Source organism: Mesorhizobium sp. L2C084A000 (assembly GCF_000502875.1).
Classification (GTDB): domain Bacteria; phylum Pseudomonadota; class Alphaproteobacteria; order Rhizobiales; family Rhizobiaceae; genus Mesorhizobium.
Genome location: NZ_AYWX01000006.1, coordinates 349,310 through 371,277, shown reverse-complemented (window position 1 = coordinate 371,277; position 21,968 = coordinate 349,310). Strand labels below are relative to the sequence as shown.

At 63.3% G+C, this 21,968-nt stretch carries 18 protein-coding genes; 12 read left to right on the top strand and 6 right to left on the bottom strand.

The features are described 5' to 3' along the window. On the top strand, positions 1-884 hold an 884-nt coding region (locus X735_RS150110), incomplete at its 5' end, for an Mrp/NBP35 family ATP-binding protein (RefSeq protein WP_023811498.1). Between the two features lie 15 nt (positions 885-899). Here X735_RS150110 and X735_RS150115 read toward each other — a convergent pair. Next, positions 900-1,349 (bottom strand): carbon monoxide dehydrogenase subunit G, encoded by a 450-nt coding sequence (locus X735_RS150115; RefSeq protein ID WP_023811497.1) that lies wholly within the window; start codon positions 1,347-1,349, stop codon positions 900-902. A gap of 146 nt (positions 1,350-1,495) precedes the next feature. Here X735_RS150115 and X735_RS150120 point away from each other — a divergent pair, with 146 nt between their 5' ends. The 4 genes from X735_RS150120 (at position 1,496) to X735_RS150135 (ending at position 6,217) form a co-directional block, all read left to right on the top strand. Then, positions 1,496-3,301, top strand: a complete 1,806-nt coding sequence (locus X735_RS150120; RefSeq protein WP_023811496.1) for an IlvD/Edd family dehydratase — start codon at positions 1,496-1,498, stop codon at positions 3,299-3,301. A 250-nt stretch (positions 3,302-3,551) separates the two neighbouring features. After that, positions 3,552-4,370 carry a chromate resistance protein ChrB domain-containing protein gene (locus tag X735_RS150125; RefSeq protein WP_023811495.1) on the top strand — a complete coding sequence of 273 codons (819 nt, stop codon included), beginning with the start codon at positions 3,552-3,554 and terminating at the stop codon, positions 4,368-4,370. Beyond that, positions 4,367-5,755, top strand: coding sequence for a chromate transporter (gene chrA / locus X735_RS150130; protein WP_023811494.1), 1,389 nt, complete (start codon positions 4,367-4,369; stop codon positions 5,753-5,755). The genes X735_RS150125 and chrA overlap by 4 nt, the downstream gene beginning before the upstream one ends. A 63-nt stretch (positions 5,756-5,818) precedes the next feature. Then, on the top strand, positions 5,819-6,217 hold the full coding sequence (locus X735_RS150135) for a hypothetical protein (RefSeq protein ID WP_023811493.1): 399 nt from the start codon (positions 5,819-5,821) through the stop codon (positions 6,215-6,217). Between the two features lie 46 nt (positions 6,218-6,263). Here the strand turns inward: X735_RS150135 and X735_RS150140 are convergent, their stop codons facing one another. The 3 genes from X735_RS150140 to X735_RS150150 form a co-directional block, all read right to left on the bottom strand. Beyond that, positions 6,264-7,493 carry an aromatic ring-hydroxylating dioxygenase subunit alpha gene (locus X735_RS150140; protein ID WP_023811492.1) on the bottom strand — a complete coding sequence of 410 codons (1,230 nt, stop codon included), beginning with the start codon at positions 7,491-7,493 and terminating at the stop codon, positions 6,264-6,266. Positions 7,494-7,557: 64 nt separating this feature from the next. Beyond that, complete coding sequence (locus tag X735_RS150145) at positions 7,558-9,147, bottom strand: trimethylamine methyltransferase family protein (RefSeq protein ID WP_023811491.1); 1,590 nt, start codon at positions 9,145-9,147, stop codon at positions 7,558-7,560. Positions 9,148-9,336: 189 nt separating this feature from the next. Continuing rightward, complete coding sequence (locus tag X735_RS150150) at positions 9,337-10,830, bottom strand: PLP-dependent aminotransferase family protein (RefSeq protein ID WP_023811490.1); 1,494 nt, start codon at positions 10,828-10,830, stop codon at positions 9,337-9,339. Between the two features lie 276 nt (positions 10,831-11,106). Here X735_RS150150 and pgi point away from each other — a divergent pair, with 276 nt between their 5' ends. After that, a complete protein-coding gene (gene pgi / locus X735_RS150155) occupies positions 11,107-12,750 on the top strand; it encodes a glucose-6-phosphate isomerase (RefSeq protein ID WP_023811489.1) in 1,644 nt (547 codons plus the stop codon). A 5-nt stretch (positions 12,751-12,755) separates the two neighbouring features. Continuing rightward, complete coding sequence (locus X735_RS150160; protein ID WP_023811488.1) at positions 12,756-13,478, top strand: HAD family hydrolase; 723 nt, start codon at positions 12,756-12,758, stop codon at positions 13,476-13,478. Between the two features lie 26 nt (positions 13,479-13,504). Here the strand turns inward: X735_RS150160 and X735_RS0134280 are convergent, their stop codons facing one another. Together X735_RS0134280 and X735_RS150165 are read right to left on the bottom strand one after the other, a co-directional pair. Next, the gene (locus X735_RS0134280; protein WP_031213327.1) at positions 13,505-14,236 is read right to left on the bottom strand and encodes a methyltransferase; all 732 of its coding nucleotides are present in this window, start codon (positions 14,234-14,236) and stop codon (positions 13,505-13,507) included. Beyond that, on the bottom strand, positions 14,233-16,239 hold the full coding sequence (locus tag X735_RS150165; protein WP_023811487.1) for a long-chain fatty acid--CoA ligase: 2,007 nt from the start codon (positions 16,237-16,239) through the stop codon (positions 14,233-14,235). Before X735_RS150165 ends, X735_RS0134280 begins: the two co-directional genes overlap by 4 nt. A gap of 454 nt (positions 16,240-16,693) precedes the next feature. On the opposite strand from X735_RS150165, the gene X735_RS150170 reads away from it, so the two are divergent. The 5 genes from X735_RS150170 (at position 16,694) to X735_RS150190 (ending at position 21,956) form a co-directional block, all read left to right on the top strand. After that, entirely contained in the window at positions 16,694-18,286 is a 1,593-nt protein-coding gene (locus tag X735_RS150170) for an ABC transporter substrate-binding protein (protein ID WP_023811486.1), read from the top strand. A gap of 50 nt (positions 18,287-18,336) precedes the next feature. Next, positions 18,337-19,344 carry an ABC transporter permease subunit gene (locus X735_RS150175; protein ID WP_023811485.1) on the top strand — a complete coding sequence of 336 codons (1,008 nt, stop codon included), beginning with the start codon at positions 18,337-18,339 and terminating at the stop codon, positions 19,342-19,344. Between the two features lie 70 nt (positions 19,345-19,414). Continuing rightward, positions 19,415-20,269, top strand: a complete 855-nt coding sequence (locus X735_RS150180; RefSeq protein WP_224618710.1) for an ABC transporter permease subunit — start codon at positions 19,415-19,417, stop codon at positions 20,267-20,269. A gap of 2 nt (positions 20,270-20,271) precedes the next feature. Continuing rightward, positions 20,272-21,126, top strand: coding sequence for an ABC transporter ATP-binding protein (locus tag X735_RS150185; RefSeq protein WP_023811484.1), 855 nt, complete (start codon positions 20,272-20,274; stop codon positions 21,124-21,126). Continuing rightward, positions 21,126-21,956, top strand: a complete 831-nt coding sequence (locus X735_RS150190) for a dipeptide ABC transporter ATP-binding protein (protein ID WP_023811483.1) — start codon at positions 21,126-21,128, stop codon at positions 21,954-21,956. Before X735_RS150185 ends, X735_RS150190 begins: the two co-directional genes overlap by 1 nt. Positions 21,957-21,968: the final 12 nt, after the last annotated feature.

Sequence of the window (21,968 nt, the reverse complement as noted above, 5' to 3'; positions counted from 1 at the left end):
CGCCGCCGGCTCAGCCCGCTGCCGCCGCGGCGCGTGCGACTCCGCACGCACCGGCCTCGCACAGCTCGGGCAAGCGTGGCGTGCCCGGTATCGAGGCGATCATTGCCGTTGCCTCCGGCAAGGGCGGCGTCGGCAAGTCGACCACCGCCGTCAACATCGCGCTCGGCCTCGCCGCCAACGGCTTGCGCGTCGGCGTGCTGGATGCCGACATCTACGGACCGTCCATGCCCAGGCTGCTCAACATCCACGGACGGCCGCAGACCGTCGACGGCAAGATCCTGAAACCGATGGAGAATTACGGCCTGAAGGTGATGTCGATGGGCTTCCTCGTCGACGAGGAAACGCCGATGATCTGGCGCGGCCCGATGGTGATGTCGGCGCTGACGCAGATGCTGCGCGAGGTCGAATGGGGCCGTCTCGACGTGCTCGTCGTCGACATGCCGCCCGGTACCGGCGACGCGCAACTGACCATGGCCCAGCAGGTGCCGCTGGCTGGTGCTGTCATCGTCTCGACGCCACAGGATCTGGCCCTGATCGACGCGCGAAAAGGCCTCAACATGTTCAAGAAGGTCGACGTCCCGTTGCTCGGCATCGTCGAGAACATGAGCTATTTCATCGCCCCGGACACCGGCAAGCGCTACGACATCTTTGGCCATGGCGGCGCGCGCCGCGAGGCCGAGCGCCTCGGCGTCACCTTCCTTGGCGAAGTGCCGCTCGAGATGGGCATCCGCGAAAGTTCGGATGCCGGCACGCCGGTTGTCGTCTCGAAGCCTGACGGCGCCGAGGCGAAAATCTATCGCGACATCGCTTCGAAGGTCTGGGACCGGGTCAATGAAGAGCGTGGCGCGGCGGCAGCGGCGGTGCCGAGTATTGTGTTCGAGTGATGCCCGCTTGAGGGCTCAGCCGCCGACCTTTTCGCCGAACGACGAAAAAAACTGTCCGGCCAGTTTCTTCGAGGTCGATTCGATCAGGCGGCTGCCGAGCTGGGCGATCTTGCCGCCGACATCGGCCTTGGCCGCGTAGTTCAATACCGTGGCGTCAGGTCCATCTGCCGTCAGCGTCACGTCGGCGCCACCCTTGGCGAAGCCGGCAATGCCGCCCTTGCCTTCGCCCTGGATGGTGTAGGAGTGCGGCGGCTTCAGGTTCTTCAGCGTCACTTCGCCGTTGAACGTCGCCTTGATCGGTCCGATCTTCACCACCACAGTTGCCGCCATCTCGGTCGGCGACTTCATCTCCAGGCTCTGGCAGCCGGGAATGGTCGCCTTCAACACCTCGGGATCGTTCAGCGCTTCCCACACTTTTTGCAGCGGTGCGGCAATGCGCTCCTCGCCTTCGATCACCAAAGCCATGAAAACCTCCCGGACAAGACTGTCCGAACCCGTAACGCACGGCTTGGTGCGTGTCTATCGCACCAAAGTCCGGTTGCGACCGCACGCCCTCTTGCCTGCTCCCGCGCGTTGCCATATCGATTTGTCTTACAAATACGGAGACCATGATGGCAGGCGCCCCCACCCACAAGAAAAAATTTCGCTCGCAGGAGTGGTTCGACAATCCCGACAATCCGGGCATGACGGCGCTCTATCTCGAGCGCTATCTCAATTACGGCCTGACGCGCGCCGAACTGATGTCCGGCAAGCCGCTGATCGGCATCGCACAGACCGGCTCGGATCTGTCGCCTTGCAACCGTCACCATATCGAACTCGCCAAGCGTGTGCGCGAAGGCATCGTCTCGATGGGCGGCATTCCTTTCGAATTCCCCTGCCATCCGATCCAGGAGACCGGCAAGCGCCCGACCGCGGCACTTGACCGCAACCTTGCCTATCTCAGCCTTGTCGAAGTGCTCTACGGCTATCCGCTCGATGGCGTCGTGCTCACCATCGGTTGCGACAAGACGACGCCGGCGCTGCTGATGGCAGCGGCCACCGTCAACATCCCGGCGATCGCGCTGTCGGTCGGGCCGATGCTCAATGGCTGGCACAAGGGCAAGCGCACCGGCTCCGGCACCATCGTCTGGGAATCACGCCAGCGCCTGTCGGCCGGCGAGATCGATTATGACGAGTTCATGGACATCGTCGCCTCGTCGGCGCCGTCCACCGGTTATTGCAACACCATGGGCACCGCCACCACGATGAACTCGCTGGCCGAAGCGCTTGGCATGCAGTTGCCGGGCTCGGCCGCGATTCCCGCGCCCTACCGCGAGCGCGGCCAGATTTCCTATGAGACCGGAAAGCGCATCGTCGAGATGGTGCATGAGGATCTGAAGCCGTCCGACATCATGACGAGAGAAGCTTTCGAGAACGCTATCGTCGTCAATTCGGCCATTGGCGGCTCGACCAACGCGCCGATCCACCTCAACGCCATCGCGCGCCACCTTGGAGTCAAGCTCGACAATGACGACTGGCAGACGGTCGGCCTCAATGTGCCGCTACTGGTCAATTTGCAGCCGACGGGCGAATACCTTGGCGAGGACTACCACCATGCCGGCGGCGTGCCGGCGGTCATCGCCGAACTGATGAAGGGCGGGCTGTTGCCGCATCCCGGCGCGCGCACCGTCAACGGCAAGTCGATCGGTGAGAATAGCGAGGGCGTCGCCAACGAAAATCCCGACGTCATCCGCTCTGTCGCCAAGCCGCTGAAGGCCAATGCCGGCTTCATCAATCTTCGGGGCAATCTGTTCGATTCGGCGATCATGAAGACCAGCGGCATCTCGCCGGAATTCCGCGAACGCTATCTCTCCAACCCCAAGGATCCCGAGGCTTTCGAAGGCAACGCCATGGTTTTCGATGGGCCGGAGGATTACCACGCCCGCATCGACGACCCGGCGCAAGGCATCGACGAACACACCATCCTGTTCATGCGCGGCGCCGGCCCGGTCGGCTATCCAGGCGGTGCCGAAGTCGTCAACATGCAGCCGCCGGCCTATCTCATCAAGAAGGGCATCCACGCGCTCGCTTGCATCGGGGACGGCCGCCAGTCGGGTACGTCGGGTTCGCCGTCGATCCTCAACGCCTCGCCGGAAGCGGCGATCGGCGGCGGACTGGCGCTGCTCAAGACGGGCGACAGGGTCCGCATCGACTTGCGCAAGGGCACGGCCGACATCCTCGTTACCGACGACGAGATCACCCGGCGCCGCGCCGAACTGCAGAACAATGGTGGCTTCCACTATCCCAAGCACCAGACACCCTGGCAGGAGATCCAGCGCGGCATGGTCGCGCAGTTCTCGGAGGGAATGGTGCTGAAGCCGGCGGTGAAGTATCAGGACGTCGCGCACACCAGCGGCGTTCCCAGAGACAATCACTGATTGCTCCAGAGACAATCACTGATTGCTCCGGGGACAATCATTGATTCTGGATCGACCGATGGCGGCTTGATCAAATCAAGCCGCCATCGGTTTTCCGGTCAGCGTGTTGCCGGGTAGGTCGAGGACGGTCACCGTCCTTGACAAGCGCGCCCAACAAATCCACCATCATGACAAGGGGTGCATCGCGACGACCCCGTGAGGCGTCAGCCCAACGTTCGCGTCCAAGCTTCTCTTCCAGGAGGTGGACGCCATGCCGTCAACAACCGCTATCACTGTATCGCAACTGTCCCGGCTCATCGGTCTGCCGGGCGCGCCTGTCATTATCGATGTTCGCATCGATGACGATTTCGACGCCGACCCGCGCCTGTTGCCGGCTTCGTGCCGGCGCGATTTCAAAACCGTTTCGACCTGGGCGGCCGCATTCGCCGGCAAGCCGGTGGCCGTCGTATGCCAGAAGGGGCAAAAGCTCTCGCAAGGCGTCGTTGCATGGCTGCGCCATGAGGGGATATCAGCCGAATCCCTTGAAAGCGGGTTTGAGGCCTGGCGCGATGCCGGGGGACTTCTGGTCCGCACCGCCAAAATGCCGCCACGCAATGAAAAGGGCGCCACCGTCTGGGTGACGCGATCGCGCCCGAAGGTCGACCGCATCGCTTGCCCATGGCTGATCCGGCGTTTCCTCGACCCCGACGCGGTGTTCCTGTTTGTCGAGCCCGCTGAAGTATTGGCTGTTGCCGACCGCTTTCAGGCCGTGCCGTTCGACATCGACAATGTGTTCTGGAGCCATCGTGGCGAACGCTGCACCTTCGACACGATGATCGAGGAGTTCGGGTTGGAATCCGAGGCGCTCGATCGCCTCGCCGCAATCGTGCGTGCGGCCGACACCGCAAGCCTCGACCTGGTGCCCCAGGCGGCCGGTTTTCTGGCTGCCTCGCTGGGTCTGTCGCGTATGTACCGCGACGATCTGGAACAACTGGAAGCAGGCATGCTGCTCTACGACGCGTTCTTCCGCTGGTGTCGCGACGCCACCGAAGAAACGCACAACTGGCCCGCTGCGGGTAAGCCGTCATGACCATTCTTGTCCCCGACAACAAGGCGGTGGCCGTCGAGCCGCCGGCTGCGCCGACCTTCGCGGAAGCCACGAAGGTCTGGGCGAGGATCGGATTGCTCAGCTTCGGCGGACCTGCCGGGCAGATCGCGCTGATGCACAAGGAGCTGGTCGAGGACCGGCGCTGGATCGGTGAACAGCGCTTCCTGCATGCGTTGAACTACTGCATGTTGCTGCCTGGCCCGGAAGCCCAGCAACTCGCCATCTATGTCGGCTGGCTGCTGCACAGGACGATCGGCGGCCTTGTCGCCGGCATCCTGTTCGTCTTCCCGGGCGCGCTCGTCATGCTCGTCTTGAGCAGCCTTTACATGCTCTACGGCGACATGCCGCTCGTCGCGGCGCTGTTTTTCGGGGTCAAGGCGGCGGTGCTCGCCATCGTCATCGAGGCGGTGATCCGGATCGGGCGACGCGCCCTGAAAAACCCGGTCATGGTGTCGATCGCGGTCGCGGCGTTCATTGCCATCTATGCGTTGAATGTGCCGTTTCCGCTCATCGTCCTGTTCGCCGGCCTGACGGGATGGCTGGGGGATCGCATTGCTCCCGGCCTGTTTTCCGGCTCGGCCCATGGCAAGGACGGTGTTGCCGACTTCAAGGGAGCGGTCGACCTGATGTTCGAGCGTGGCGAACTGGCCCATGTCAAACCGACCAGATGGCATGCACCGCGCACCGTCGCCATCTGGCTGCCGATCTGGCTCGGGCCTGTTCTTTTGATCTGGTGGTTCACCGGCTCCGCAAGCGTCTGGACCGAGATAGGCCGGTTCTTCAGCCTGATGGCTGTCGTCACCTTCGGTGGCGCCTATGCGGTCCTCGCCTATGTCGCGCAGGCAGCCGTCCAGTCCTTCGGCTGGCTGGCCCCTGGTGAAATGGTTGATGGCCTTGGGCTTGCCGAAACGACGCCGGGGCCGCTCATCCTAGTGCTGCAGTTCGTCGGCTTCATCGCCGCGTTCCGCCATTCCGGCTCGCTGGACCCGTTGCTTGCCGGATCGCTGGGGGCGTTGCTCACCCTGTGGGTGACGTTCACGCCCTGCTTTTTCTGGATATTCCTCGGGGCGCCCTACATCGAGGCGTTGCGCGGCAACAAGGCACTGTCGGCCGCACTGGGCGCGATCACCGCCGCAATTGTCGGGGTGATTATGAATCTGGCCCTATGGTTTGGCTTGCACGTCATCTTCCGTGAGGTGCATGCGACGGGTCTTGGCATGAATGTGCCGGTGCTTTCGTCGATCGACTGGCGTGCGGCCTTGCTTTCGGGTGCCGCCATGATCGCCATCCTGAAGCTGAAGATCGGCATGCTGCCGACACTCGCGCTATCCGCCCTTGCAGGGGTCTTGCTGGCGGCGGCTGGTTAGATAGCACCGCCTTTGTAATTCGCTTGCCCACCACCTAAGTGGGCTGGAACGGAAGGAAACATCATGGCCGGACGGCGCTCTTCCCTCGGCTTCCTCGGAATGTTCGGCCGCTCGGGCGACTTGAGGCAGCTCGACGATGCATTGCGCGGCGCGGATCTGCATCCAGCCCTTGTGCCGGAGGGCGTGAAGCTTACCCTGGTCAATCTCATGAAGGATCGCTGGCCCGACGAGCCGCCACGGGGTACCTATGCGTCGGTGGCACAATTATGCAGCTATTGCATCGCGGGTCCCGAAACCTTCGAGCAAGCCAATGGCCATCAGCGGACGCTGGAAGCCGAGCGCCGCATCGAGGCGGCGCTTGAAACCGGCGACAGCCTCGACGCGCAGATCGTGCTGATGACACTGCATGCCAAGCTCATCAACCCCGAAGTCGTCGACCGATACGGGCTCAGCGCGGAATGACGCGAAAGGCAAGATCTGCCTGATCCTCCTAAGGCAGCCGAACCGTTCAGGCCCGGCTGATCTCCTCGAGATACCAGCCGATGTAGCGCAGTTCGTTGTATTCCATCGGCGCGATAGGTCCGGGCACGAAATAGTGCGAGCGCACGCCGCGCGCGGTGTGCTCGATGATCTTCTTGTCTTCGTCGGTGGTGACCTTCCATAGCCAGGTCAGCTTCTCCAGATCGTAATCCTGACCCTCGACCGCGTCGCCGCGCACCAGCCAGATCAGTTCCATCTCGCATGTACCAGCCGTTTTCGGGATGAATCGGTAGATCATGCCGTGATCGGGATAGCAGACGAGAAAGGTCGTGCCGCCGAGATGGATGGAAGTGACGCCACCGTCATAGTCGGTGAAGCGGCCCATCAGCGGGGCCACCGGAGAGCCGTCCTGGCTGCCGCTCGAAACGCCGTCATAGAGCGCGTAGCGGAAGGTGTCGATTGCTTCCTGACCGGCCGCCGAGTTCTGCCAGCGGTTGGCGCTGCCGATCTCGATGCCGAGCGCGCAGGTGCGCTGCTCCATCGCCGCATTGAGCTGCTCGATCATCTCGGCCGGTTTTTCCAGCGCATGCGTCTGCGAATATTCCGGATGCGCCGGTCCGCAATGGTAGCATTCGACATAGTTCTCGACGGCGAGCTTCCAGTTGGCGTCGAGCGGATAGGACTGACGATACGCCACCTTGGCGTCGCCCCAGCCATATTGGCCGCAACTCGTGCGCAGCGACTGTTCGATCGGATCGAAATCGAGCGGCGTCTCGGCGAAGGAAATGAAGACCAGCCCGGAGGCGACGCGGACATGAAGCTTCTTCAGCCCGTGCGCCGAGCGGTCGAAATCCTTCGGCATCAGGCGGGCAGCGCGCAATGAGCCGTCATTGGAATAGCTCCAGGCGTGGTAGGGGCACACGAACATCTTCGCGTTGCCCTTTTCCTTGGTGCAGACCTCGGCGCCGCGGTGGCGGCAGACATTGAGCATGGCATGCACGGTGCCATCCATGCCGCGTGTCAGGATGACCGCCTCGTCGCCCAGTTTGAACAGCTCGAAATCGCCCGGGTTCGCGATGACGCTGGCATGGGCCAGGCAGTGCCAGTGGCGGCGAAAGACACGTTCCATGTCGCGCTCGAAGATTGCCTGGTCATGATAGAAGGCACGCACCAGGCCGTGACCTGGCCGATGAGATGCCACCAGCCGATCGATCGCGTCGCCGTCTGTGTGGGCTTGCTGGATAGGATGCACACTCATTTGTCGTTCTGCCCGATGGTTGATCCTGGGTGGTGGCTGCATGGCTGCACGAACTCGTCTCCGGTCAGCCGCCCATTTGCGTGCGCGGCAGGTGGATCAGGTTGCCGAAACGGGCACGCAATCTGTCGTCGACCTGTTTTGGCACATGGGGCGGAAATCGTTCGGCAAGAATGCGTTTCTTCTCGGTGATCGCACGCAGCAATATATCAGGCCGGCCCTTTTCGTTCCATTCCTTCGGCGAGGAACGATCGCCGAGGGCGGGATAGAAGTGCTCGGTCTGCATCAGCTTGAGCGTTTGTTCGTTGTCGAGATAGTGGCCCGGACCCTTGAGGCAGACCTCGGCGATGCTGTCGATCGACAGGGCCTCGTCGGTCACGTCGATGCCACGCGCGCAGCCCAGGCAATGACCGAGCATGTCGTTGTCGATGACCAGGCTCTCCAGGCAGAAGCCGAGCAGCGAGGCATGCATGCCGGCCGCCTCGTAGACGAGGTTGAGGCCGGAGAGGCCGGCCATCACATTGGTGATGCCTTTTTCGTAGCCGGACTGAATATCGGGCAATTTCGAATCAGTCATGCCGGCGGCGGAGCCGCCGGGCAGGTCGTAGAATTGCGCCATCTGGGCACAGGCCGCCGTTGCCACCGACTGCTCGGCCGACCCGCCCGCCATGGCGCCGGTGCGCAGGTCCGACATGAACGGCCAGGCGCCGAAGATCGCCGGATGGCCGGGCTTGAGCGCGTTGACATAGACCAGGCCGGCCAGCACTTCGGCCACCGTCTGCACGACGGCGCCGACCATCGCCGCGGGTGCCGTGGTGCCGGACTGGCCGGTCGACAGCAGCAGGATCGGGATGCCGCCTTCAACGCAGGCCTCAAGCACGCCGCAGGCATCCTCGGCGAATTTCATCGGCGGCACGACGAATGAGTTGGAGTTGGAAACGAATGGCCGGGCGCGGAAATTCTCCTCGCCGCCGGCGATGGCGTACAGCATTTCAAGCGCAGGCTTCACGTTCTCACGCACGGTGAAGGATGTTCCGACGTGCTTCGATGTTCCCATCACACAGGCATAAAGCGTGTTGAAATCCATCTCGAGCGGATCGGCGATGTCGCGCGCCACCATCGGCCGCTGGAAGAAATGGATGTTGTCCAGCCCATCGACGATGCGGGCGGCATCATAAATATCCTGCAGCTTGGACTCGCGGTACTCGCGTTTTTCGATATCCACCAGGTGCACGGCGATGCCTGCCGTGCCGTAGTGCACGCGCTTGCCCTGGACCACCATGTCGTGCCTGGGGGCCTGGCCATGAAGTGTGAAATGTCGTGCCGCCCGCTTGATGGTGTCGAGCACGAGCGCGCGCGGAAAGCGGACCCGGCCATCGTCGCCATGGACCGCCCCCACCTTGGTCAGTACCTTTATGCAGGAAGGAATGGCGTTGGCGAAACCCACTGTCTCCAGAAGCGTCAGCACGCCTTCGTGGATACGCTCGCGGTCATCCCCGCGCAGCGGCCCGTAGCCGCCGCCCTCGATGGCCTTGTGCTGTGGTCTGGTATCCTCCACCAGGGGAGATGATCGCATGGCATGTCCTGTTTCGCGAAGACCGGAGCGTTGTGGACGACGGTTCGCCGGCGTGTCCTGCTGTTCGACAGCCACTGGCATGGAAGCACTCCACCTTCGTCGGCAGGAACTCGTGGCGGTTGGTCCACCATCGGCCTGCTTCTTCCCCTGACGCCGACTATGCCGCCGGCACTGGCCCATCCTATGGGCCAGCTGGCCCAGTTCCATGTGCCAGAACTAAAATACCGGAGCCGCTGCGAGCGGCTCCGGTCACGAGAGATCAACGATGGATCAGGCGGCTGCGGGTCTGCGTCCGGCGGCCGTGGCCAGTTCGCGAATGCCTGGCTCGATGTGCTGCAGTGCGATCGACGAGATGCCCAGCCGCATGAAACGCGAAGGCTTTTCAGTGCGATCGAAGAAACGGTCGCCTGGCTCGATGATGACGCTGCGCGAGGCCGCTGCCTCGGCCAGCCCGCGCGAATCGGTGCCGCGCGGCCCTTCGAGCCACAGCGACGTGCCGCCGGCCGAATCGGTCGAGCGCCATTCCGGCAGGAAGGCGGAAATCGCATGGACCAGCCGCTTGCGCCGTTCGTCGAAGGCCGACGACAGCCGCCGCACCAGCGCCTCGTGGTGGCCGAGCGACAGGAACAGCGCGACGGCGCGCTGGTTGTTCGCCGGCGGATGACGCAGCATGAAGCGGCGCAGCGCCCTGAGTTCCGCGATCAGTCCCGCGGACGCCACGATGTAGCCGAGCCGCAGGCCGGGAGCCAGCGTCTTGGACATCGAGCCGACATAGACCACGCGGCCGGAGCGATCGAGGCTCTTCAGCGCTTGCTGCGGTGCCTCGTCGAGAAGCTGGCTGTCATAGCCATCCTCGATGATGATCTGGTTGTAGCGGTTGGCTCGCGCCAGAAGATCCTGCCGCCGCTCAGCCGACAACGGCACCATGGTCGGGCAATGATGGCTGGGCGTGACGAAGACGAAGCCGGAATCATTGGGAATAGAAGCGGTTACGATGCCGGACTGGTCGACCGGCACCGGCTGTATCTCCGCGCCCGCAAGGCGGAAGATCGAGCGGGCGTCGGGGTAGCCGGGGTCCTCCATCGCCACCTTGGAGCCTTTGGACATCAGCAGCGTCGCCAGCATGTAGAGCGCGTTCTGGGCGCCCAGCGTGACGATGATCTCGTCGGGATTGGCGAAGATGCCGCGCCGGGGCAGGAGCCGCGCCTGGATCTGCTCGATCAGCAGCGGATCGTCACGGTCGACCATGTCGGACGCCCAGTTGCGGATTTCCAACACCGCCAGCGCCATGCGGTTGCACTCGCGCCATTCGGCGGTAGGGAACAGCGCCGGATCGAACTGGCCGTAGACGAAGGGGTAGGACGACTTGATCCAGTTCTCGTGCTTGGCCGGCGGCGGCATGTCGCTGGCGAAGATCTTGCGGCGTGCCTTCCAGTCGATCTCGTTGGCCTGGTCGGGCGCCTTCTGGTGCGGCTTGGCCGGCGTCGCCAGCACATCGGGATTGACGAAATGGCCACGCCGCTCGCGCGCCACCAGGAAACCCTGGTCGACGAGCTGCTGGAATGCCAGCACCACGGTTCCGCGCGCCACGCCGAGTTTTTCGGCCAGGATCCGGCAGGAAGGAAGCGGCATCGAAGCGGCGATCTGGCGGTCGAGAATGGCGGCCACGATGGCTTGGCGGATCTGCGCCTGCAGGGTTTGGCCGGATTCAGCCGAAATCCGGAACAGGCCGGACCATATCGCCGTGTCGTTTCGCTGTGGCATGGGAGATTTCCTCGATGGCCAGCCTTTTTCGTTTGGCTGGACCAGCCGAACGTAACCGTGGCACAAGGGGTTGCGCCAATCAATTTTTCTGATCGTTGGGATTTATGCCAGTGATCCTTCACGCCATTTTGATGCTGCGCCGCGGCATAGCTGCGTGACTCCGTGCGTCATCGCTGCGCATTGAAACGGGTGGAGTTCGGCCCGATAGATTGTCGCGACGACACGCGCCGGAAACATCCGGTCCGTAATGATGGCTCGAGGTCTCGGAGTTTGGCAGTGGATCAATCGTCCTTTCAAAAACAGCTCGCCGCCTTGCGCGACCACCGCGCGGCGGCGCCCGCCAGCATGCGCCAGGTCTTCGCCGCCGATCCCAAGCGGTTCGTGGAATTCTCCGCTACCGACGGCGATCTGCTGCTCGACTGGTCGAAATGCGCGGTCGACGCGACCACCATGGAGCTGCTGGAAAAGCTCGCCCAGGCCGCCGATCTCGAAGGCCGCCGCGCCGCCATGTTCGCCGGCAAGAAGGTCAACGTCACCGAGGACCGTGCCGTGCTGCACACGGCGCTGCGCAACCTGACCGGCAAGGGCGTCACCGTCGATGGCCAGGACGTCAAGGCCGACGTCATCGCCGTGCTCGACGCCATGGGCGCCTTTGCCGATGCCGTGCGCTCGGGCAAGGCGGCCGGCGCCACCGGCAAGAAGATCACCGACATCGTCAACATCGGCATCGGCGGTTCCGATCTCGGCCCGGCCATGGCGACGCTGGCGCTGGCGCCCTATCATGACGGGCCGCGCGCCCACTACGTCTCCAACATCGACGGCGCCCATATCCATGACACACTGAAGGGCCTCTCCGCCGAAACCACGCTTTTCATCATCGCCTCCAAGACCTTCACCACCGTCGAAACGATGACCAACGCGCAGACGGCGCGCGACTGGGTGCAGAAGGCGCTCGGCAAGGAAGCGGTCGGCAAGCACTTCGCCGCCGTGTCCACCGCGCTCGATCTGGTCGCCAAGTTCGGCATCGCGCCCGATCGCGTGTTCGGCTTCTGGGATTGGGTCGGCGGCCGCTATTCGCTCTGGGGCGCCATCGGCCTGCCGGTGATGATCGCTGTCGGCCCGCGGAATTTTCGCGCCTTCCTCGATGGCGCGCATGAGATGGACGAGCATTTCCGCACCGCGCCGGTGCAGGAGAACCTGCCGGCGCTGCTTGGACTGGTCGGCTGGTGGCATCGCGTGATCTGCGGTTACCCGGCGCGGGCCGTCATCCCTTACGACCAGCGCCTGTCCAGGCTGCCGGCCTATCTGCAGCAGCTCGACATGGAATCGAACGGCAAGAGCGTCACCCTCGAAGGCACAGAGGTGACGACGCCGACCGGATCGCTGGTCTGGGGTGAGCCCGGCACCAACGGCCAGCATGCCTTCTTCCAGCTGCTGCACCAGGGCACCGATTTCATCCCGGTCGAGTTCCTCGCCGCGGCCGTCGGCCACGAGCCCGATCTCAAGCATCAGCACGATCTGCTGCTCGCCAACTGCCTGGCGCAGTCGGAAGCGCTGATGAAGGGCCGCACGCTGGACGAAGCCCGCGCCCAGATGCTGGCCAAGGGCATGAAGCCGGCCGAGGTCGACAAGATAGCCCCGCACCGCGTCTTCTCCGGCAATCGCCCCTCGGTGACCATCCTTTACCGCAAACTCGACCCGCGCACCTTCGGCCGGCTGATCGCGCTCTACGAGCACCGCGTCTTCGTCGAGGGCACGCTGTTCAACATCAACTCGTTCGACCAGTGGGGCGTCGAACTCGGCAAGGAACTGGCCACCGGCCTTCTGCCTGTCGTGGAGGGCAAGGAAAGTGCCGCCAAGCGGGACGCATCGACCGCAGGCCTTGTGGGATTCATCCACCATTTGCGTGGCTCGGAGTGAAAAGTTTGGCAGACATCAAGGGAATATTGTTCGACAAGGACGGCACGCTTGTCGACTTCAACGCCACCTGGCTCGGCGTTGCCGACTTCATGGCCATGGATGCGTCTGAAGGCGATCGCTGGAAAGCCGACAGGCTGCTGGCCGCCGCCGGCTTCGATTTCGCCAACAAGCGCTTTAAGCCTGACTCGATATTTGCCTCCGGCACCAATCTCGACGTCGTCGAATTGTGGTTTCCGCGCCTGTCCAACGAGGACCAGATGCTCGCGGTTGCCCGCTTCAACGAGATCACCTCCGTACAAGGCTCGGCGATGGCCGTGGCGCTGCCGGGCATCATCGACACGCTGACGGCACTGCACAGGAAGTCCTACCGGCTTGGCGTCGCCACCAACGATTCGACCAGCGGCGCGGAAAAGACGCTGGTGACGCTCGGCGTCGCCCAATTGTTCGACGCGGCCTATGGCTACGACGCGGTGGCCAATCCGAAGCCCGCGCCCGACACGATCCTGGCCTTCAGCGATCTCACAGGCCTCAGGCCGGCGGAAATCGCCATGGTCGGCGACAACCGCCACGACCTCGAAATGGCGCGTGCCGGCGGCTGCGGGCTGGCGGTCGGCGTGCTCTCCGGCACCGGAACCCGCGAATCGCTGGCCGGCATTGCCGACGCCATCCTGGATTCCGTTGCCGATCTGCCGGATTTTCTCTCGGCGCGGGTCAAGGAGACGATCTGATCCCGTCGGTAGACGCGGCCGCCTCGTCAGCCCTCGAAGCGAAAGACACCGCTCGGCTGCAGCGCGCTGTCTTTCGCCTGGCCGAAATCCGGCACCTTGTATTCGGCGAGCAGGCGCAGCCGTGATCGTGGCAGGTAGGCGCGGCCGGGGTCGCCGACCAGGACCTCGATGCCGGCATTCAGGCAGCGTTCGAAAAAAGGCATGACGCGGTCGGCGACGCCTTGGCTGTAGAAGACATCGCCGGCAAGCACGAGGTCGACCGCAGGTGGCGAACCCCTGGTGATATCGTCTCCGATCACGGTGATGGCGACGCCGTTGGCCGTTGCGTTGAGGCCGATCGCGGCAACGCCGTTGCGGTCTATCTCGGCGGCGATGACTTCGCGCGCGCCGGCCATGGCGGCGGCAATGCCGACAAGGCCGGAACCGGCACCAAGGTCGAGCACGCGGCGGCCGGCTACCGTTTGCGGATGATCCAGTATGTGGCGCGCAATCACCGCGCCGCCGGCCCACACATAAGCCCAGTAAGGCGGCTGCGGCTCGGGTGGTCCATCGTTGTCCGCCTCGATCGTGTCGTCATCGTCGCCAGCGCTTTGGTGCGGATCTATGAGCCGTCTCAGGCCACTGGCCGGATGCGGTGTATAAAGCTGGATCTCAGGCACCGACGGCACCGGGGCGAGGCGCATGTTCGTTCTGATGAATTCTGCCGGGTCAGGACGGCAAGGTGCATCCACCGCCTCCGCGCCGCCGGCTGCGATCATTCGCGCAGCGCTCGACGCAGGATCTTGCCGACCGGTGTCTTCGGCAACTCGGTGCGGAACTCGATGTATTTGGGCCGCTTGTAGCCGGTCAGGTTCTCGCGGCAGAAGGCGGTGAGCGTCTCCGCGGTCAGCGCCGGATCCTTCTTGACCACGAACAGTTTCGGCACCTCGCCCGAATGCTCGTCCGGCACGCCGACCGCCGCCACTTCGAGCACGCCCGGATGCATCGCCACGACTTCCTCGAGCTCGTTCGGATAGACATTGAAGCCCGAAACCAGGATCATGTCCTTCTTGCGGTCGACGATCTTGGTGTAGCCGCGCTCGTCCATGAAGCCCATGTCGCCGGATTTGAAGTAGCCATCCTTGGTCATCACCTTGGCGGTCTCATCGGGCCGGTTCCAGTAGCCCGCCATCACTTGCGGTCCTCGGATGCAGACCTCGCCGACCTCGCCGAGCGGCAAATTGTTGCCGTCGTCGTCGCGGATGGCGATCTCGGTCGAGGGCAGCGGCAAGCCGATGGTGCCGGTGAAGTCGCCGGCGGTGAACTTGTTGGCGGTGGCCACCGGCGAGGTTTCCGAGAGGCCGTAGCCTTCGGTGACCGAACAACCGGTCAGCGTCTTCCAGCGTTCGGCGACGCCCTTCTGCACCGCCATGCCGCCGCCCAGCGTCAGCACCAGCGGCTTGAAGTCGAGCTTGCGGAAATCCTCATTGTTGAGCAGCGCGTTGAAAAGCGTGTTGAGGCCGGGAAAGATGTGCACCGGATATTTCTGCAATTCCTTGACGAAGCCGGGAATGTCGCGCGGGTTGGGAATGAGCACATTGCGGGCGCCTTGCTGCATGCCCATCAGCGCGTTCACGGTCAGCGCGAAAATATGATAGAGCGGCAGCGCGCAGATGAAGTTGGGGTGCGCCGGTTTCGGCTTGATCGTGTAGGCATCCTCCATCCACTGCGCGTTCTGCGCAACGTTGGCGAGCACGTTTCTGTGCAGCAGTGTGGCGCCCTTCGACACGCCCGTGGTGCCGCCCGTATATTGCAGGAAGGCGACATCGTCGGCTTCCACCTTGGCCGGCTTGAAGCCCATGCCGGCGCCGGCCTTCATGGCGGCATTGAACTTGACATGGCCGGGCAAGGACCATGCCGGCACCATCTTCTTCACGCGGCGCACGACGAAATTGACGATCGTGCCCTTCAGGCCGCCAAGCATGTCGCCCATCGCGGCGACCACCACATGCTTGACCGTGGTCCTGGCGATCACCGCCTGCAAGGTGTTGGCGAAGTTCTCCAGGATGACGATGGCTTGCGCACCGGAATCCTTCAACTGGTGTTCGAGCTCGCGCGGCGTGTAGAGCGGATTGATGTTCACCACCACATAACCCGCTCGCAAGATCGCCATCATCGCCACCGGATATTGCAGCACGTTCGGCATCATCAGCGCGACGCGCGCGCCTTTCTGCAGGCCTTTCGATTGCAGGTAGGCGCCGAAGGCCGCCGACAGCCGCTCGACATCGGTGTAGCTGATGGACTTGTCCATGCAGGTGAAGGCCGGCTGCGCGGAAAACTGCTTGCAGGCGGCGACGAGGAAATCGCCGATCGAGCTGTAGGGCAGGGCGCCGATCTCGGCCTGCACGTTTTTCGGATAGCTCTTGAGCCACGGCTTTTCCGGCAAGCCGGCGGCCAGCGCCGTCAGCGTTTTCGGCAATCGGTTGGCGGTGGCGTCGGCCGGCCTTGCCGCCGGTGGGGTCTTCATCGCCGCGGCGGCTTTCGATGCCGGCCTGGCAGCGGGCTTTGCCGCCCCCGCTTTATTTCCCGACGCCGTCTTTCCGGCCGCAGCCTTGGCCGGGGCTTTCACCACTGGCCTTGTGCTTGCCCTTACGGGCGCCGCGGCCGCCTTCGGCGTGGCGGCTTTGGAAACGGGTGCTTTCGGCTTGGCAGTACCGGCTGCTTTCGACGGCGCCTTGGCTCCCGCTTTCACCGGCGCCGTCGTCCTTGATGCTTTTGCCAACCGTTCCTCCCTGGACAAGTCTTGTTCATCCGCGCCGCGCTCGCCCCTGAATTGACAAGGACGCCCTCCGCTGCGGCCGCTACACCCTATGTATTGCCTCCGTTGGTGACCGTGCAAGTCTTGCCCTTGCGGCAACATGGCGAAAGATTTGCCGTCGAAAGTCTTTACCGCCGCCAGCGCTCCCAGGCGGTATCCTGGCGCATCCCTCGGCCGCTCGGAAGCGCCGGGAACATTTATATCGTCAGCTTGGCGATCAATAAAAAAATTCGGTTGTTAATAATCTCGTGAATGGAAAAAACTGCTAATTTTTTCTGCAATTTGGCAAAATAGCGGATTTTTTTCCTGCTTCCCGCGGGGTAAGCAAACGGGGTGTTCCAAAGCCGGAAAAACGGTGCTTATATGCGCGCTTCGCGAGCCTGATAGAGGGGCTTGGAAGAACATCAGGGAGTGCTCAATGAATAAGAAGCTGACTTTTGCAGCCGCGTTGCTGGCTGCAAGCGTCCTGAGCGGCATGGCCAATGCGAAAACTCTGGTCTACTGCGCGGAAGCTTCGCCGGAAGGTTTCGATCCGGCGCCGTATACCGCAGGCCAGACGTTCGACGCGTCATCGCGCACCGTCTTCAACCGCCTTGTCGAATTCGATCACGGCAAGACGACGACCTCGCCGGGCCTGGCCGAGAGCTGGACGATCTCCGACGATGGCAAGGAATATGTCTTCAAGCTGCGCAAGGGCGTCAAGTTCGCCGCAACCGACTATTTCACCCCGACGCGCGACTTCAACGCCGACGACGTGGTGTTCTCGTTCGAACGCCAGGTCGACAAGAACGGCCCCTGGTTCCAGTACATTCCGGGCATTGCCTACCAGTATTACAATGACCAGTTCGGCGACAACATTACCAAGGTCGAGAAGGTCGATGACCTGACGGTGAAGTTCACCCTCAAGGAGCCGGCGATCACCTTCATTCCGACGCTGGGCATGGATTTCGCCTCGGTCGTCTCCAAGGAATATGCCGACAAGCTGCAGGCCGACAAGACGCCTGAGCTGTTCAACCAGAAGCCGATCGGCACCGGCCCGTTCATCTTCGTCGACTACCAGACCGACGCCGCCATCCGCTACAAGGCCAACCCGGACTATTGGGGCGGCAAGCAGAAGATCGACGATCTGGTCTTCGCCATCACCACCGATCCGGCGGTGCGCGCGCAGAAGCTCAAGGCCGGCGAATGCAACATCATGTCGTACCCGGCACCGGCCGACATCGCCGGCCTGCAGGCCGATGCGAACCTGAAGGTCGAGGAGCAGGAAGGCCTCAATGTCGGCGCGCTGATGTACAACACCCAGCAGAAGCCGTTCGACGACGTGCGCGTTCGCAAGGCGCTCAACATGGCCATCAACAAGAAGGCCATCATCGATGCCGTCTTCCAGGGCGCCGGCCAGGTGGCGATCAATCCGATCCCGCCGACCATGTGGTCCTACAACAAGGAAGTGAAGGACGATCCTTACGATCCGGATGCAGCCAAGAAGCTGCTTGAAGAAGCCGGCGTCAAGGACCTCAAGATGAACGTCTGGGCCATGCCGGTGTCGCGCCCCTACATGCCGAATGCGCGTCGCACCGCCGAGCTGATCCAGGCGGACTTCGCCAAGGTCGGCGTCACCGTCGAGATCGTCAGCTACGATTGGGGTGAATACCTTAAGCGCGCTTCCGCGGTCGATCACGACGGCGCCGTCATCGTCGGCTGGACCGGCGACAATGGCGATCCGGACAACTTCCTCGGCGTGCTCCTGAGCTGCGCTTCCGTCGGTTCGAACAACCGCGCGGAATGGTGCAACAAGGACTTCGATGCGCTCATCAACAAGGCTAAGACCGTTTCGGACCAGGCCGAGCGCACCAAGCTCTATGAACAGGCACAGGTCATCTTCAAGGAACAGGCACCCTGGGCGACGCTCGCTCACTCCAAGGTGTTCATGCCGATGCAGAAGACCGTCACCGGCTTTGCGATGGATCCGCTCGGTATCCACCGCTTCGACGGCGTCGATATCGCCGAATAAGGTTGCGAAACGGGGGCGCCACCATGTGGTGACGCCCCCACTCGCCCGCCATGCTGCGTTATATCCTCGGCAAGCTCGCCCTCATCATCCCGACCTTCATCGGGATAACCATCCTCGCCTTTGGCTTCGTGCGCATCCTGCCCGGTGATCCGGTGCTGGTGCTTGCGGGCGAACGCGGCCTGTCGCCCGAACGCCACACGGCGCTGATGCACCAGTTCGGTTTCGATCTGCCGATTTGGCAACAATACCTGACCTATCTGACGAATGTCCTGAGCGGCGATTTCGGCACCTCGTTTTCAACCAAGACGCCGGTGCTCAAGGATTTCCTGGTGCGCTTCCCGGCAACGGTCGAACTCGCCATCTTCGCCATGATCTTTGCCGTTGTCCTGGGTGTCGCCGCCGGCATCTTCGCCGCCATCCGCCGCGGCTCCTGGTTCGATCAGCTGACGATGGGCACGGCGCTGGCGGGCTATTCCATGCCGATCTTCTGGTGGGGCCTGCTGCTGATCATCGTCTTCTCCGGCACGCTGCACTGGACGCCGGTTTCCGGCCGCATCGACCTTCTCTATTTCTTCAAGCCGGTGACCGGCTTCATGACCATCGATTCGCTGATCTCGGGGCAGAAGGGCGCATTCCGCTCGGCGCTGTCGCACCTGATCTTGCCGACCATCGTGCTCGGCACTATCCCGCTCGCAGTCATCGCCAGGCAGACGCGCTCGGCGATGCTCGAAGTGCTGGGTGAGGACTATGTCCGCACCGCGCGCGCCAAGGGCCTGGCGCCGCGCCGCGTCATCGGCCTGCATGCCTTCCGCAACGCGCTGATCCCGGTCGTCACCACCATCGGTCTGCAGGTCGGCACGCTTTTGACCGGCGCCATCCTGACCGAGAGCATCTTCTCCTGGCCCGGCATCGGCAAATGGATGATCGACGCCATCTCCAAGCGCGACTATTTCACCGTGCAGGGCGGCTTGCTTTTGATCGCGCTGATCGTCATGTCGGTCAACCTCATCGTCGACGTGCTCTACGCCGTCATCAACCCACGCATCCGGGCCAACTGACATGAGCAATGAAGGCCCAGCCACCATCGAAGCCGCGACCGTCGTCAAGCCGCAGGATGCCAGGCTGCAGATGTTCGGCGAGTTCTGGCACTACTTCTCCGTCAACAAGGGCGCGGTGATCGGGCTCTTCGTCTTTGCGCTGCTGATCCTGATCGCCATCTTCGCGCCGCTGCTGGCGCCGCATTCGCCGGACGATCAGTTCCGCGACTTCTTCCTGACGCCGCCGGCCTGGCAGGAAGGCGGCAACGCGCAGTTCCTGCTCGGCACCGACGCTGTCGGCCGCGATATGCTGTCGCGGCTGATCTACGGCTCGCGCTTCTCGCTCGCCATCGGCTTCGTCGTCGTCACGTCAGCGCTGATCTCAGGCGTCATTCTCGGCCTGCTCGCCGGCTACTGCCGCGGCTGGGTTGACACGCTGATCATGCGCATCATGGACATCATCCTGGCCTTCCCGTCGCTGCTATTGGCCCTGGTGCTGGTCGCGGTGCTTGGCCCCGGCCTCGTCAACGCCATGATCGCCATCGCCTTCGTGCTGCAGCCGCATTTCGCCCGGCTCACCCGCGCCGCCGTGATGGCCGAGAAGACCCGCGAATATGTCGTCTCGGCCAAGGTCGCCGGCGCCAGCCATCTCAGGCTGATGCTGGTCACCATCCTGCCCAACTGCATCGCGCCATTGATCGTGCAGGCGACGCTGTCCTTCTCCAACGCCATTCTCGAGGCGGCGGCCCTTGGCTTCCTCGGCATGGGCGCGCAGCCGCCGACGCCGGAGTGGGGCACCATGCTGGCCGAGGCGCGCGAGTTCATCCTGCGTGCCTGGTGGGTGGTTACTTTCCCGGGTCTCGCCATCCTGATCACCGTCTTCGCCATCAACCTGATCGGCGACGGCCTGCGCGACGCGCTCGACCCCAAGCTGAAGAGGTCGTGAGCATGCCTCTGCTCGAGATCAAGAACCTCACCGTTTCCTTCGACACCGCGGCCGGACCGTTCATGGCCGTGCAAGGCATCGACCTCTCGATCGAGCCGCGCGAAGTGCTGGCGATCGTCGGCGAGTCCGGTTCCGGCAAGTCTGTGGCGATGCTCGCGGTAATGGGCCTGTTGCCCAACACCGCAACCGTCAAGGCAGACCGCATGGCCTTCGACGGCGTCGATCTCCTGAAGCTCAGCCCGTCCGAACGCCGCAAGATCGTCGGCAAGGACATCTCGATGATCTTCCAGGAGCCGATCGCCAGCCTCAATCCGTGCTTCACCGTCGGCTTCCAGATCGAGGAGGTGCTGCGCTTCCATATGGGTATGGATCGCGCTCAGCGGCGCGCGCGGGCCATCGAGTTGATGAAGCTGGTCGGCATCGCCGATCCGGAAGAACGGCTTAGCTCGTTTCCGCACCAGATGTCGGGCGGCCAATGCCAGCGCGTCATGATCGCCATCGCCATCGCCTGCAATCCGAAGCTGCTGATCGCCGACGAGCCGACGACGGCGCTCGACGTCACCATCCAGAAGCAGATCCTCGATCTGCTGGTTTCGCTGCAGGCCAAATACGGTATGGGCCTGATCATGATCACCCACAATATGGGCGTGGTGGCCGAGACCGCCGACCGTGTCATCGTCCAGTACAAGGGCCGCAAGATGGAAGAGGCCGACGTGCTGTCGCTGTTTGAATCGCCGAAGAGCAATTACACGCGGGCGCTTTTGTCGGCGCTGCCGGAGAACGCCGTCGGCGACCGGCTGCCTACCGTTTCCGACATGATGTTCGAGCCGGCGCCTTCGGCAGTTGGAGCCGCCTGATGAGCACCACGGTCCTCGAAGGCAAGAACATCGTCCGCGACTACCATATCGGTGGTGGCCTGTTCACCGGGCCGCGCACAGTGCACGCGGTCAAGGGCGTCTCGTTCAAGGTCGACAAGGGCAAGACGCTGGCCATCGTCGGCGAAAGCGGCTGCGGCAAGTCCACGCTCGCCCGCATCATCACGCTGATCGATCCGGCGACGTCAGGCGACCTGTTCATCGACGGCAACAAGGTCGACATCGCCAAGGGCGGATTGACCAAAGAGATGCGCCGCAAGGTGCAGATCGTCTTCCAGAACCCCTATGGATCGCTCAATCCGCGCCAGAAGATCGGCGACGTGCTGGGCGAGCCCCTGCTGATCAACACCGACAAGCCGGCGGCCGAGCGGCGCGACCTGGCGATGAAGATGCTGAAGAAGGTCGGCCTCGGTCACGAGCACTACAACCGCTACCCGCACATGTTCTCGGGCGGCCAGCGCCAGCGCATTGCCATTGCCCGTGCGCTGATGCTCAACCCAAGCCTGCTGGTGCTGGACGAGCCGGTCTCGGCGCTCGATCTTTCCGTGCAGGCACAGGTGCTCAACCTGCTCGCCGACCTGCAGGACGAGTTCCAGCTGACCTATGTCTTCATCAGCCACGATCTGTCCGTGGTGCGCTACATCGCCGACGATGTGATGGTGATGTATTTCGGCGAAGCGGTCGAATACGGCTCGCGCGACGAGGTCTTCGCCGACCCCAAGCACAGCTACACCAGGACGCTGTTCGCGGCGACCCCGCGCGCCGACGTCGCCTCGATCAAGGCGAGGCTAGCGAAGAAGAAAGCCGCCTGACGCCGCGGCGTC